The sequence below is a fragment of the Rathayibacter sp. VKM Ac-2926 genome, assembly GCF_022815565.1.
Classification (GTDB): domain Bacteria; phylum Actinomycetota; class Actinomycetes; order Actinomycetales; family Microbacteriaceae; genus Rathayibacter; species Rathayibacter festucae.
In genome coordinates, this window is record NZ_JALGRS010000014.1 from 1 (window position 1) to 12,409 (window position 12,409).

The window sequence follows — 12,409 nt, forward strand, 5'->3', positions numbered from 1 at the left end:
CGACGGCGACTTCGGGAGGGCTCGACCACTGCTCGAGCGGTGCACTTCCCTTGCGTCATCGATAGACTTCTTCTCATGACCGAGCAGGAGCTGAAGTCCGTCGCCGATGTCGCACGAGAGCGCGGCGTCAGTGCGGCGCGCATCCGGCAGCTCATCGCCGAGGGGCGCATCCGGGCGGAGAAGGTCGGAGGCGTGCATGTCATCAGGGGTGATCAGAATGTCCCGGCCCCGCGTGTGTCCCGCCCACTCGGCGACCGGATGGCGTGGGGACTCGTCGCCACGCTCTCGGGTGTTGTGGACCCGGCTCTGACGAGGTCCGAGCGGAGTCGCATCACCCGGATGATCCAGCGACTCGAGAGCGCGGAGGATCCCGTGGCGGTGACGCGCTCGTGGACCGCGAAGCTTCTGCCGCCGGAGTCCCTAGAGCTGTCCACCGGTCTCGTCGAGCAGCTGCGGGGGGAGCGGGAGCTCCTTCCCGTCGGAGTATCGGATCCTCGAGCGGGCCTGCGTGACGCCAGCCGCCTCGAGATCCTCGTCTCCACCCGATTGAAGGCTCGGCTCCGAGGAGAGGACGCCGCAGCCGGCCCGTCAGCGACGTCCGTGATCCTGCATCACGTCCCCGATGCGCGGTGGCCGTTCGTCAGTGAGGGACCGGTGCCGATCGGGCTGAGCATCGCCGCGCTCGCGCGACGGACCGACCGGACGACGGCGCTCGCCGCGCGCCGTCTCCTGAGGCGAGCCCTCCCCTCTCACACGGAAGTCATGGCCGAGGTCGAGGCGGATCGTCTCGACCGTGATCGGTCCCTGCGTCGCGAGACCGCTCGCTCCGTCCAGCTCCACCGCGCCGCGTTGGAGCTCCTCGACCGCTCTCCGGACTCCCGTCCTCGGGCGGAAGAACGGCTCGAGCAGCTGCGAGGCAAGGTCCGCGGGGACGCGCACCGGTGGCTGGACGAGTGGGAAGAGCTGCTCCGCAGCCCGCTCTCCACGCAGATCGAGGCCCTGCTCGTCGAGACGGAGCACGCCCACGACCTGCGCTCGGTGTCACCGCTCGCCGGGCTGATCCCCGACGAGGAGCGATCGGCCGTGCTCGAGGCGAGCGCGTGAACCGGGCCGAGCTGGAGCACGGGATCCGCGCGGCGACGGAGATCATCCAGGCCGACGAGGTGATCATCATCGGCTCCCAGTCGGTGCTGGGCACCTGGAGCGAGTCGGAGCTGCCCGTCGAGGCGACGGCATCGAACGAGCTCGACGTCCTCCCGCTGAACGACACCGACAGTGAGACCCTGGCGACGAGACTCAGCGGAGTAGCCGGCGAGCTGTCCTCGTTCGACGCCACGCACGGGTTCCACCTGGACGGTGTCGGCCGGAGGACGGCGGTCCTGCCTCGCGGCTGGGAGGGCCGTCTCTTTCGAGTGCAGAACGACAACACCCGAGGGCGGATCGGCTGGTGCCTCGACCCGCACGACCTGTGCGTGGCGAAGCTTGTCGCGAACCGGGACAAGGACCGGTCCTTCGTCTCAGCCCTGGTCCGGCACGGTCTCATCGACCCGGAGCTCCTGCTGGAGAGGCTCGTCGACACCGATCTGGACGACGCGACGAGCGACACCGTCTGGAGCACGGCCCAGGGCCTTCTCGACCTCTGACCGCATCGCTCGCGGTCACGGCTGCACGAACCGCCGCCACCAACGAGAAGAACCCCCCGATCTCCATGAGATCGAGGGGTTCTGCCGGTGTCCGAGGGGGGACTTGAACCCCCACGCCCTATACGGGCACTAGCACCTCAAGCTAGCGCGTCTGCCATTTCCGCCACCCGGACGAGTGTTGTTTCCGGCCTGCGTTTCCGCGGCCGAAGAAGACATTAGCACGGTTCGAACGCCTCGGATGACACCGGGGGAGAGGGGGGCCGCGAGCCCGCCCGCTAGCGTGGGGGCATGACGTCCTCCGACAGCGCCGCCGCCCCCTCCGAGTCGGATCTCGACGAGACCGCGATCATCGCGCGGGACCTCATCCGCTTCGACACCAGCAACTACGGCGACGGGAAGGCCGAGCCCGAGCGCGAGGCCGCCGAGTACGTGGCCGCCCGTCTGCGCGATCTCGGCCTCGAGCCCGAGCTGATCGACTCCGATCCCGGCCGCACCAGCGTCGTCGCCCGGGTGGCGGGGGAGGACCGCGAGCGCGGCGCCCTCGTCGTGCACGGGCACCTCGACGTCGTCCCGGCCATCGCGGACAACTGGAGCGTCGATCCGTTCGGCGGCGTCATCAAGGACGGCATGCTCTGGGGCCGCGGCGCGGTCGACATGAAGAACATGGACGCGATGATCCTCGCCTCCCTCGGCGACATCCTCGGCAGTGGCCGGAAGCCCTCCCGCGACCTCGTCATCGCCTTCTTCGCCGACGAGGAGGCGGGCGGCGTCCGCGGCTCCGGCCACCTCGTCAAGACCCGCCCCGAGCTCTTCGCCGGCGCGACCGAGGCGATCAGCGAGGTCGGCGGCTACTCGATCGAGCTCGGCGGCAAGCGCGCCTACCTCGTGCAGACCGGCGAGAAGGCGCTGCTCTGGCTGACGCTGCGCGCCCGCGGCACGGCCGGCCACGGCTCGCAGATCAACGGCGAGAACGCGGTCACCCGCCTCGCCCAGGCGATCGCGCGCATCGGCAGCGAGGAGTGGCCCACCCGCCTCACCGACACCACCCGTGAGCTGCTCGGCGAGGTCGCCCGCATCCTCGGCCACGACCCTCAGCGCAGCACCCCGGAGGAGCTCGCGCTCGCCACCGGCACCGCCTCGCGCTTCATCGCGGCGACGCTGCGCACCACGGCGAATCCGTCGATGCTCTCCGCCGGCTACAAGGCCAACGTCATCCCGGACACCGCGGAGGCGACCATCGACGTCCGCGTGCTCCCCGGCGAGGAGGACGCCGTCCTCGAGCGCCTGAAGGTCCTCGCGGGCGAGCACGTCGAGATCCTGGTCCAGCACCGCGACATCGGACTCGAGGTGCCCTTCGCCGGTCCGCTCGTGGAGAGCATGGCGGCCTCGCTCCGCCGCTTCGACCCCGAGGCGGAGGTGCTGCCGTACCTCCTGTCCGGGGGCACCGACAACAAGGCTCTCTCGACGATCGGGATCACCGGCTACGGCTTCGCGCCGCTGCAGCTGCCGGGCTCGCTCGACTTCCCGGCGCTGTTCCACGGGGTCGATGAGCGGGTTCCGCTCGACGCACTAGTGTTTGGCAGGAAGGTCCTGACCGATCTCCTCCTGCGATCCTGATGGTCAGATCGACGACCACCACCGACCGCCTGCTGGCCGACGACGCCCCAGCCCTCCTCGAAAGTGACGCATGGGCCTGCTCGAAGCGCTGATCCTGGGACTCGTCCAGGGTCTGACCGAATTCCTCCCCATCTCCTCCAGCGCCCACCTCCGGATCGTGAGCGAGCTGCTCCCCGGGCTGGACGGCAAGGACACCGGAGCGGCGTTCACCGCCATCACGCAGCTGGGCACCGAGACCGCGGTCATCATCTACTTCTGGCGCGACATCGTGAAGATCGTGTCGAGCTGGTGCCGCTCGCTGGTCGGCAAGGTCCCGCGCACCGACGCGAACGCCCGGATGGGCTGGCTGATCATCATCGGCAGCCTCCCGATCATCGTGCTCGGCCTGCTCTTCCAGGACCAGATCGAGACGACGCTCCGCTCGCTCTGGGTCGTCGCCACCACGCTCATCGTCTTCGGCATCCTGCTCGGCGTCGCCGACGCCGTGGGCGCGAAGAAGCGCCGGCTGCGCGACCTGAACGGCCGCGACGGTCTGATCTTCGGTGGCGCGCAGGCGCTCGCCCTCGTCCCCGGCGTCTCGCGCTCCGGCGGCACGATCACTGCCGGCCTCTTCATGGGCTACGAGCGGAAGGCCGCCGCGCGCTACTCCTTCCTGCTCGCGATCCCCGCGGTGTTCGGCAGCGGGCTCTACCAGCTGTACAAGAGCATCAGCGACCCCGAGATCCTGCCCAACCAGATCCAGGTCGGCGGGCTCGAGACGCTCGTCGCGACGATCGTGGCCTTCGTCGTCGGCTTCGTCGTGATCGCCTTCTTCATGAGCTACATCTCGCGCCGCAGCTTCCTGCCGTTCGTGATCTACCGCATCGTCCTCGGCGTCGTCCTCATGGTCGCGCTGAGCACGGGCCTCCTCGCCGCGTAGATGCGCACCTGGAACGCGCCGGTCGTCCCGGCCCTGCCCGGTCGCGGACCCGTGCCGGCCGTGCACGACACCGCGACGGGTGCGCCCGTCGAGCTCGTCGCCGCGGACGGCACCGCGCGCCTCTACGTCTGCGGCATCACGCCGTACGACGCGACGCACCTCGGCCACGCCTCGACCTACCTCGCCTTCGACACGGTGCAGCGTCTCTGGCGCGACGCGGGGTACTCGGTGCTCTACGCGCAGAACGTGACCGACGTCGACGACCCGCTGCTCGAGCGGGCGACGCGCGACGGAGTCGACTGGCGCGACCTCGCCGAGGAGCAGGTCGAGCTGTTCCGCGGCGACATGACCGCGCTGCGGATCCTGCCGCCGGACCACTACGACGGGGTCACCGAGACGATCGCGCCGATCGCGGAGGCGGTCGCCCGCCTCGAGAGCGCCGGCATCGCCTACCGCGTCGCCACGCCCGAGGCCGCCGTCGACGGGGGCGAGGACCTCTACTACGACATCGCCGCCGGCGAGAGCGACGTCTGGCGCCTGGGCAGCGAGAGCAACCTGGACGTCGCGACGATGGCCGACCTCTTCTCGCAGCGCGGGGGAGACCCCGACCGCGCAGGCAAGCGCGACCCGCTCGACCCGCTGCTCTGGCGCGCCGAGCGCGCGGGCGAGCCCGCCTGGGACGCGGCCGTCGGCCGGGGCCGGCCGGGCTGGCACATCGAGTGCTCGGTGATCGCGCTCGACCGCCTCGGGCCGGAGTTCACCCTGCAGGGCGGCGGGAGCGACCTGGTCTTCCCGCACCACGAGTTCAGCGCCGCGCACGCCGCGTCGCTGTCCGGCCGACCACTCGCCCGCGCCTACGCGCACGCCGGCATGGTCGCGTACCAGGGCGAGAAGATGAGCAAGTCGCTCGGCAACCTCGTCCTCGTGTCGCGGCTGCGGGCGCAGGGGACGGATCCGCGCGCGATCCGCCTGGCGCTGCTGGCGCACCACTACCGCTCCGACTGGGAGTGGCTGCCCGAGGCTCTGCCCGCCGCCGAGGAGCGCCTCGCCCGGTGGCAGGCGTCGCTCGCCACGAGCGGGCCGGCGTCGGCCGCGGACGTGCTCGAGCGCCTGCGCGCCGTGCTCGCGGTGGACCTCGACACCCCGGGCGCCCTCGCGCTGCTCGACGCCGCGACGGCCGGCGGCGTCGACGACCCCGCGCTCCTGAGCGACGCGATCGACGCGCTGCTCGGCGTCCGCCTGGGCTGAGCCTTCGGCCCGCCGGATCTCGATACGCCCGCTGCGCGGGCTACTCGATCAGCATGAAGGGGACGCGCTGCGCGGGTCGTCCGATCAGCGCGCGGGCTACGGGCGCCAGGGCTCCTCGCCGGAGCGGCCGTCGCCGCGGCGGCGGAGGTAGCGCTCGAACTCCTGGGCGATGGCCTCGCCGCTCGCCTCGGGGGAGTCGACGGTGTCGCGCGCCTGCTCGAGCTGGGCGATGTAGGCCGCCATCTCCTCGTCGTCGAGGGCGAGGGCGTCGATGCCGCGCTCCCATTCGCCGGCCTCCTCGACCAGATCGCCGCGGGGGATCGCCAGTCCGACGACCTCCTCGAGCTTCTCGAGGAGCGCGAGCATCGCCTTGGGCGACGGCGCGTTGTGCACGTAGTGCGGCACGGAGGCCCAGAGCGAGACGGCCGGGATGCCGACCTTCTGCGCGGCCTCGCCGATGACGCTGAGGATGCCGACCGGCCCCTCGTAGGTGGAGCGCTCGAGCTCGAACTGGGCGCGCATCTCCGCGTTCTCGCTCGAGGCGAAGAGCGAGATCGGCCGGGTGTGCGGCACGTCGGCGAGCATCGCGCCGAGGAAGACGACGGCCGAGATGTCGATCGCGAGCATGGCGTCGACGACCTCCGACGCGAAGCTCTTCCAGCTGCGCGAGGGCTCGGTGCCGATCATCACGTAGAGGGCGCTCTCCGCGTCCACCGAGGTGTCGGCCGGTCCGAAGATCTGGGTGCCGGGCCAGGAGAGGCTGCGGCGCCCGTCCTCGCCGATCGACAGCATCGGGCGAGTGTACTGGAAGTCGTAGTACTGCTCGGCGTCGACCGAGAAGAGGGGCACGAACTCGCCCGCGTCCTTCACCAGGCGCACCGCTCCGCTGGCCGCGTCGCCCGCGTCGTTCCAGCCCTCGAAGGCGACGACGAGGACGTTCCCCTTGATCACGTTCATAGGCGAGGTCTCCGTGTTCGGCTCGATGTCCGGGGAGCGCTGCGTGCGCTGAACCCGTTCGTCAAGGATAGGACCCGGCCCCGGACCCCTCCGTCCGGCCCGCGTCTTTCCGCTGTGCGCGTACGGTCGGCCCGATCGGGGCTGCCGGTACGATGGTCGCTCGTGACTTCCGACACCTCCCTCCCCGTGTCCCGGCCGCAGCCCCCGCTCCCGGAGGGCGCTCCCGCCGCGGTCCTCTGGGACATGGACGGCACGCTCGTCGACACGGAGCCCTACTGGATGGCGTCCGAGCACGCGCTCGTCGCCTCGTTCGGCGGCGTCTGGACGCACGAGGACGCGATGAGCCTGGTCGGCTCCGGCCTCCCCGCCTCCGCCCGCATCCTCCAGGGCAAGGGCGTCGACCTCTCCATCGAGGCGATCATCGACCGGATGACCGACGAGGTCGTCGCGCAGCTCGCCGAGAGCATCCCGTGGCGCCCCGGCGCGCTCGAGCTGCTCGCCGCCGTCCGCGACGCGGGGGTGCCCCAGGCGCTGGTCACGATGTCGATCGGCCGAATGGCGCACGCCGTCGTCGACCGCCTCCCGTTCCCCGCCTTCGCCACCGTCGTCAGCGGCGACATGGTCGAGCAGAGCAAGCCGCACCCCGAGGCCTACCTCCTCGCCGCGCGCACCCTGGGCGTCGAGGTGGACGCCTGCGTCGCCATCGAGGACTCGCACGCCGGCCTCGCCTCCGCGGTCGCCTCGGGCGCCGCCGCGATCGGCGTGCCGCACCAGCTCGAGCTCGACGCCGACGCCCCCTATTCCCTCTGGCCCACCCTCGCGGGCCGAACCGTCGCGGACCTCGCGCTGGTGTCCTCCGAGCACCGCTCCCGCGCGCTCACGACCGAGACGGAGGCCCGCCGATGACCGGTGAGGCACTGCAGCATTCCGGACCCTTCCGCGCGGGCGACCGTGTGCAGCTGACCGGGCCGAAGGGGCGGATGAACACCATCACCCTCGTCCCGGGCAAGGTCTTCCACACCCACCGCGGCGGGATCGAGCACGACACGGTCATCGGGCTGCCCGACGGTTCCGTCGTCGTCAACACCGTCGGCGTCGAGCACCTCGCCCTGCGTCCGCTGCTCGCCGACTTCGTGATGTCGATGCCGCGCGGAGCGGCGATCGTCTACCCGAAGGACGCCGCGCAGATCCTCGCGCTCGCGGACGTCTTCCCCGGCGCCCGCGTCGTCGAGGCGGGCGTCGGCTCCGGAGCGCTCTCGCTCTGGCTGCTGCGCGCGATCGGCCCGGGCGGCCGGCTCTCCTCCTTCGAGCGCCGCGAGGAGTTCGCGGACGTGGCCCGCGCCAACATCGAGACGTTCCTCGGCTACACGCCCGACAACTGGAGCGTCACCGTCGGCGACCTCGTCGAGGAGCTGCCCGGCGCCGTCGCCCCCGGCGAGGCCGACCGCGTCGTCCTCGACATGCTCGCGCCCTGGGAGTGCCTCGACGTCGCCGCCGACGCGCTCACGCCCGGCGGCGTCCTGCTCTGCTACGTCGCGACCGTCACCCAGCTCTCGCGCGTCGCCGAGGCGATCCGCGCGTCGGGCCTGTTCACCAACCCGGCGTCGAACGAGACCATGGTCCGCGGCTGGCACGTCGAGGGTCTCGCCGTCCGCCCCGACCACCGGATGATCGGCCACACCGGCTTCCTCATCACCGCCCGCCGCCTGGCGCCGGGTGCGGTCCTGCCGGAGCTCAAGCGCCGCCCGTCCAAGACGGACTTCAGCGACGAGGACGTCGAGGCCTGGACCCCCGGCGCGCTCGGGGAGCGGGCCGTCAGCCCGAAGAGCCTGCGCAAGCGGGTGCGGGAGTCGGCCACCAGCGCCGAGCTCTCGCGGGCGCGGGGCTTCGGCGAGGCCGACGCGGACGGCGACGGCGGTGCCGCGACCGGCTCCGGTGACGACGAGGGCATCGTCTAAGCTGATCCCGGCTTTCCGGTCCCCGGGCCGAGCCGCCGTCCCGATCGTCTCGCACTCGGGCCCCACCACTCCCACTTCGTGAAACGAGGACCCGTGCGCAGGACCACCGCGCTCATCGCCGGCATCGGCATCGTCGCCGCCCTGACCGGATGCTCCGCGTCCTCGTCGAAGGCCGACTGCGACGCCCCCTACTCGTCCGGCGCCTCGTCGTCGGCCGTGAAGGCGACCGGCGACTTCGGCGAGCAGCCCGACGTGACGGTGCCCTCGCCGCTGAAGGCGGACGGCACCCAGGTCAGCACGCTGATCGAGGGCTCCGGCGACCCGCTCGAGAAGGGCCAGCTCGTCACGATCGACTACACGCTGGTCAACGGCGCCGACGGCTCGGTCCTCGAGGCCTCGCCCTACGACGGAGCGAGCACCGCCACCTTCACGGTGGGCGGCGCCGGGCTCGTCGGCCTCAACCAGGGTCTGCTCTGCAGCCAGGTCGGCTCGCGCGTCGCGATCGCGATCGCCCCGGAGGACGGCTTCGGCGACTCCTCCGCCCAGCTCGGCATCTCGGCCGACGACACCCTCGTGCTCGTCGCGGACATCGAGAAGGCGTCGCTGGCCCGCGCGAACGGCGAGGCCCAGCCGGTGCCGAACGGCTTCCCCGCCGTGACGCTGGACCCCGACGGCGTCCCCGGTCTGGCCAAGCCCTCCGGCGACGCGCCCACGACGCTCGAGATCGCCCAGCTGAAGAAGGGCGACGGCGCGGTCGTCGAGGACGGCGACACCGTCGTCGTCCAGTACACCGGCTGGCTCTGGGCCGACGGCAAGATCTTCGACTCCAGCTGGCAGAAGGGCGCCCCGGCGACCTTCGTCGCGACCGAGGGCCAGGGCGGCGTCATCCCCGGCTTCGCCAAGGCCCTGATCGGCCAGCCGGTCGGCTCCCAGGTCATCGCGATCATCCCGCCCGAGGACGGCTACGGGGACAACCCGCCGCAGTCCAGCGGCATCAGCCCCGACTCGACCATCGTCTTCGTCGCGGACGTCCTCGCCATCAACTGAGCGCGCTGCTCCGTCCTCGCTGATGGAGCAGCCCGCTGTGGGGGCGCATCGAGATCCCCTTCTACCCGGAGCCGGGTCTGCAGGCGCGGCCTTCTGACGGAGGCGGGGTCTCGATACGCCCCTGCGGGGCTACTCGACCAGCATGGTCGGGGTGTGGCTCTCCTCTGCTGATCGAGTAGCCCGCGGAGCGGGCGTATCGAGATCCGGCGCTGTCAGGGCTGAGGGCGTGGGTCTCGATACGCCCCTGCGGGGCTACTCGACCAGCCTGCTTGCGCGGGGCGGCCGCCGGTCCGCAAGGCATGTATGGGCACGTCGGGGGCGGCGGGGCCCGGCCCTAGACTGGAGGGCGTGCCCGCCGACGCTTCGACCTCGAGCCGCATCCCGGCCGAGGAGCGTCTGTTCAACCTGGTGCTGGCGCTCGTGGCCGCCGAGAACGGGCTGACGAAGGCCGACGTGCTCTCCACGGTGCAGGGCTATCGGCAGCGGTCCGACCCGGGAGACCGCGCCTCTCTCGAGCGGCAGTTCGAGCGCGACAAGGACGATCTGCGCGAGCTCGGCATCCCGATCGAGACGGTCGACGCGCCCGGCGACCCGGGCAACACCCAGACGGTCCGCTACCGGATCGCCAAGCGCAGCTACGACCTCCCCGCCGACCTCTCCTTCGACCAGGAGGAGATGGCGCTGCTGCGCCTCGCCGGCGCGGTCTGGCGCGAGGGCACGCTCTCCGCGGAGTCGCGCCGCGCCCTGATCAAGCTGCGCTCGCTCGGCGTCGACTCGGTCGACCCGGTGATCGGCATCAGCCCCTCGATCCGGGTGCGCGAGGCCTCCTTCGAGCCGCTCAACGCGGCGCTCGACCGCGGGCAGGTCGTCCGCTTCCCCTACCTCAAGCCCGGTGGCGACGAGCCGCGGACGCGCACCGTCCGTCCGCGCGCGCTCGTCAACCACCAGGGCCGCTGGCACCTGCACGGCTGGGACGAGACCGCCGAGGGCACCCGCACCTTCCTCCTCTCCCGCATCGTCGGACCCGTCGCGACCACCGGTCGCACCGCCCCGGCCGAGCCGGGCGACCACGCCGCCACCGCCCTCGCCCAGCTCGACGAGATCCTCGCCCGCAGCACCGCTCTCCTCCAGGTCGCGCCCGACTCCGACGCGGCACTCCGGCTCGGCGTGCGCGCCGAGGCGGCGGGGGAGGGCACAGACCTGCTGCGCCTGCACTTCACCGACGCCGACGTCCTCGCGGACGAGCTCGCCGGCTACGGCCCCGAGGTCGTCGTCCTCGAGCCGGAGGAGCTGCGTCGCAAGGTCGTCGACCGCCTGCGCCGCATCCTCGCCGACCACGCCGTCACCGAGCACGGGGGAGCCGCAGATGGCTAGGCCCCGCTCGCTCCAGGCGCGGGACCGCCTCGCCGTCCTGCTCTCGCTCGTCCCGTACCTCCTCGACCGCGGCCGGGTGAGCGTGGCCGAGGTCGCCGCGCACTTCGAGATCGCCGAGGAGGAGGTCCGCCGCGCCGTCCGGCTGATCGCCGTCTCCGGCATCCCCGGCGAGACCTCCCAGTACCAGTCCAACGACCTCTTCGACATCAGCTGGGACGACTTCGAGGAGAACGACCACATCGTCCTCACCCAGCAGGTCGCCATCGACGACTCGCCGCGTTTCTCGGCGCGCGAGGCCGCGGCGCTCATCGCCGGGATGCAGTACCTGGCCGCCCTGCCCGAGAACCAGGGCAACGATCGCATCGCCTCGCTGATGGGCAAGCTCGCCCGCGGCGCCTCCTCGGCTCCGACCGCCGTCGCGGTCGCCCGGGGCGTCGGCGCGGACGCCTCGCTCGCCACCCTCCGCACCTCGCTCGCCGCCGGGACGCAGCTCGCCTTCGACTACCGCAGCGCCCGCGGCGAGACCGAGTCGCGGCTCGTCGACCCGTTCCTGCTGGAGTCGGTCGACCGCGACTGGTACCTGCGCGGCTGGGACCACCTGCGCGAGGGCGTCCGCACCTTCCGCGTGGACCGGATGCGCGCGCTCACCGACACCGGGACCCCGATCGTCCGCCGCCGCAACGAGGTCACGCTGCCCGACCGGCTGTTCGAGGCGTCCGCCTCCGACCTCCTGATCGACCTCCGGGTCGCCCCGGGCTCGGTCGCGCTGCTGGGCGACTACGCCGCGGACGCCGAGTTCCCGTCGGTTCCCGCCGGAGACGAGGGTGCGGGAGTGCTCGTCCGGATCCGCGTCGCGCACCTCGCCGGTCTCACCCGCCTGGTCGCCTCGCTGCCCGGGCTCGTGACCGTCGTCGCCCCCGAGGCGGCGCGCACCGCCGTCGCCGAGTGGACCCGCGCCGCGCTGACGGCCAATGGAGAGGAGACCCCGTGACCTGGTGGTCCTGGATCCTGATCTGGCTCGTCCTCGCGATCGCCGCCCTGGCGGTGCTCGTGCTGTTCGGGCTGTCCTACTGGCGGAAGGGCCGGCTGCTGCTCGGCCAGCTGGAGGAGATCACCGCGAAGCTCGACGCCCTGCAGGTGCCGGAGCCCGCCGAGGCGTCGACCCGGCCGCCGTCCTCGCTCTTCGCCGACCGCGACGAGGTCCGCCGCGGCCACGAGTCCCGCCGGGACGCCCGCCGGGAGAGGACCGAGGATCGCCGGTCACTCCGGGTCGAACGGGGTAGGCTCCTGGTACACCGCAACCGACAAGTGAAGTGAGACTGCAATGTTCGCTGGCCTCCAGGGGTGGCACCTCCTCATCATCCTCGCCGTCATCCTCCTCCTCTTCGGTGCGCCCAAGCTTCCTCAGCTCGCGCGCAGCGTCGGGCAGTCGATGCGCATCTTCAAGAGCGAGGTCAAGACCATGAAGGACGAGGACGGGACCGAGCGCAAGGACGCGACGGACTCGACCACGGCTTCGGGCTCGACCACCGCCACGGGTACGACCACCGGCACCGGCACGACGCTGCCGCCCGAGTCCCCGCTCAAGTAATGACCTCCGTGGCAGCGAAGAAGCCACGGACGAAGCGAGCGGGGAAGAACCCCGA

14 protein-coding genes and 1 tRNA gene are annotated in these 12,409 nt (G+C 72.0%); 12 read left to right on the top strand and 3 right to left on the bottom strand.

Going from position 1 to position 12,409, the window contains the following annotated elements; all coding sequences use genetic code 11:
- On the bottom strand, positions 1–198 hold a 198-nt coding region (locus MT351_RS16760), incomplete at its 3' end, for a hypothetical protein (RefSeq protein ID WP_243582728.1).
- 651 nt (positions 199–849) lie between these two features.
- Here MT351_RS16760 and MT351_RS16765 point away from each other — a divergent pair.
- The gene (locus MT351_RS16765; RefSeq protein WP_132436212.1) at positions 850–1,104 is read left to right on the top strand and encodes a hypothetical protein; all 255 of its coding nucleotides are present in this window, start codon (positions 850–852) and stop codon (positions 1,102–1,104) included.
- Positions 1,101–1,643 carry a DUF6036 family nucleotidyltransferase gene (locus MT351_RS16770; protein WP_243582729.1) on the top strand — a complete coding sequence of 181 codons (543 nt, stop codon included), beginning with the start codon at positions 1,101–1,103 and terminating at the stop codon, positions 1,641–1,643. Before MT351_RS16765 ends, MT351_RS16770 begins: the two co-directional genes overlap by 4 nt.
- An 88-nt stretch (positions 1,644–1,731) precedes the next feature.
- Here MT351_RS16770 and MT351_RS16775 read toward each other — a convergent pair.
- A tRNA-Leu gene (locus tag MT351_RS16775) sits at positions 1,732–1,816 on the bottom strand.
- 115 nt (positions 1,817–1,931) lie between these two features.
- Here MT351_RS16775 and MT351_RS16780 point away from each other — a divergent pair.
- The 3 genes from MT351_RS16780 to mshC all read left to right on the top strand — a co-directional run bounded on the left by MT351_RS16780 (position 1,932) and on the right by mshC (position 5,427).
- On the top strand, positions 1,932–3,260 hold the full coding sequence (locus MT351_RS16780; protein WP_123735753.1) for a M20/M25/M40 family metallo-hydrolase: 1,329 nt from the start codon (positions 1,932–1,934) through the stop codon (positions 3,258–3,260).
- Between the two features lie 70 nt (positions 3,261–3,330).
- Positions 3,331–4,179, top strand: coding sequence for an undecaprenyl-diphosphate phosphatase (locus tag MT351_RS16785; protein WP_123446324.1), 849 nt, complete (start codon positions 3,331–3,333; stop codon positions 4,177–4,179).
- Complete coding sequence (gene mshC, locus MT351_RS16790; protein WP_243582730.1) at positions 4,180–5,427, top strand: cysteine--1-D-myo-inosityl 2-amino-2-deoxy-alpha-D-glucopyranoside ligase; 1,248 nt, start codon at positions 4,180–4,182, stop codon at positions 5,425–5,427.
- Positions 5,428–5,523: 96 nt separating this feature from the next.
- Here mshC and MT351_RS16795 read toward each other — a convergent pair whose 3' ends face one another.
- Positions 5,524–6,384 carry a proteasome assembly chaperone family protein gene (locus MT351_RS16795; RefSeq protein WP_123704219.1) on the bottom strand — a complete coding sequence of 287 codons (861 nt, stop codon included), beginning with the start codon at positions 6,382–6,384 and terminating at the stop codon, positions 5,524–5,526.
- A gap of 162 nt (positions 6,385–6,546) precedes the next feature.
- Here MT351_RS16795 and MT351_RS16800 point away from each other — a divergent pair, with 162 nt between their 5' ends.
- The 7 genes from MT351_RS16800 to tatA all read left to right on the top strand — a co-directional run bounded on the left by MT351_RS16800 (position 6,547) and on the right by tatA (position 12,354).
- On the top strand, positions 6,547–7,290 hold the full coding sequence (locus MT351_RS16800) for an HAD family phosphatase (protein ID WP_308197773.1): 744 nt from the start codon (positions 6,547–6,549) through the stop codon (positions 7,288–7,290).
- On the top strand, positions 7,287–8,342 hold the full coding sequence (locus MT351_RS16805) for a tRNA (adenine-N1)-methyltransferase (protein ID WP_243582731.1): 1,056 nt from the start codon (positions 7,287–7,289) through the stop codon (positions 8,340–8,342). Before MT351_RS16800 ends, MT351_RS16805 begins: the two co-directional genes overlap by 4 nt.
- A gap of 93 nt (positions 8,343–8,435) precedes the next feature.
- Positions 8,436–9,389: an FKBP-type peptidyl-prolyl cis-trans isomerase gene (locus tag MT351_RS16810; protein WP_243582732.1), complete on the top strand. Its 954-nt coding sequence runs from the start codon at positions 8,436–8,438 to the stop codon at positions 9,387–9,389.
- 348 nt (positions 9,390–9,737) lie between these two features.
- Positions 9,738–10,763, top strand: a complete 1,026-nt coding sequence (locus MT351_RS16815) for a YafY family protein (RefSeq protein ID WP_243582733.1) — start codon at positions 9,738–9,740, stop codon at positions 10,761–10,763.
- The gene (locus MT351_RS16820; RefSeq protein WP_123735748.1) at positions 10,756–11,754 is read left to right on the top strand and encodes a YafY family protein; all 999 of its coding nucleotides are present in this window, start codon (positions 10,756–10,758) and stop codon (positions 11,752–11,754) included. The genes MT351_RS16815 and MT351_RS16820 overlap by 8 nt, the downstream gene beginning before the upstream one ends.
- Positions 11,751–12,080: a hypothetical protein gene (locus MT351_RS16825; protein WP_243582734.1), complete on the top strand. Its 330-nt coding sequence runs from the start codon at positions 11,751–11,753 to the stop codon at positions 12,078–12,080. Before MT351_RS16820 ends, MT351_RS16825 begins: the two co-directional genes overlap by 4 nt.
- 7 nt (positions 12,081–12,087) lie before the next feature.
- Positions 12,088–12,354, top strand: coding sequence for a Sec-independent protein translocase subunit TatA (tatA, locus tag MT351_RS16830; RefSeq protein ID WP_123446332.1), 267 nt, complete (start codon positions 12,088–12,090; stop codon positions 12,352–12,354).
- The last annotated feature ends 55 nt before the right edge of the window (positions 12,355–12,409 follow it).

Bases quoted from the DNA above. Each gene is read 5' to 3' on its own strand.
- MT351_RS16780 (WP_123735753.1), top strand. From the start codon at position 1,932: ATGACGTCCTCCGACAGCGCCGCCGCCCCCTCCGAGTCGGATCTCGAC.
- MT351_RS16785 (WP_123446324.1), top strand. From the start codon at position 3,331: ATGGGCCTGCTCGAAGCGCTGATCCTGGGACTCGTCCAGGGTCTGACC.
- mshC (WP_243582730.1), top strand. From the start codon at position 4,180: ATGCGCACCTGGAACGCGCCGGTCGTCCCGGCCCTGCCCGGTCGCGGA.
- MT351_RS16795 (WP_123704219.1), bottom strand. From the start codon at position 6,384: ATGAACGTGATCAAGGGGAACGTCCTCGTCGTCGCCTTCGAGGGCTGG.
- MT351_RS16805 (WP_243582731.1), top strand. From the start codon at position 7,287: ATGACCGGTGAGGCACTGCAGCATTCCGGACCCTTCCGCGCGGGCGAC.
- MT351_RS16820 (WP_123735748.1), top strand. From the start codon at position 10,756: ATGGCTAGGCCCCGCTCGCTCCAGGCGCGGGACCGCCTCGCCGTCCTG.
- tatA (WP_123446332.1), top strand. From the start codon at position 12,088: ATGTTCGCTGGCCTCCAGGGGTGGCACCTCCTCATCATCCTCGCCGTC.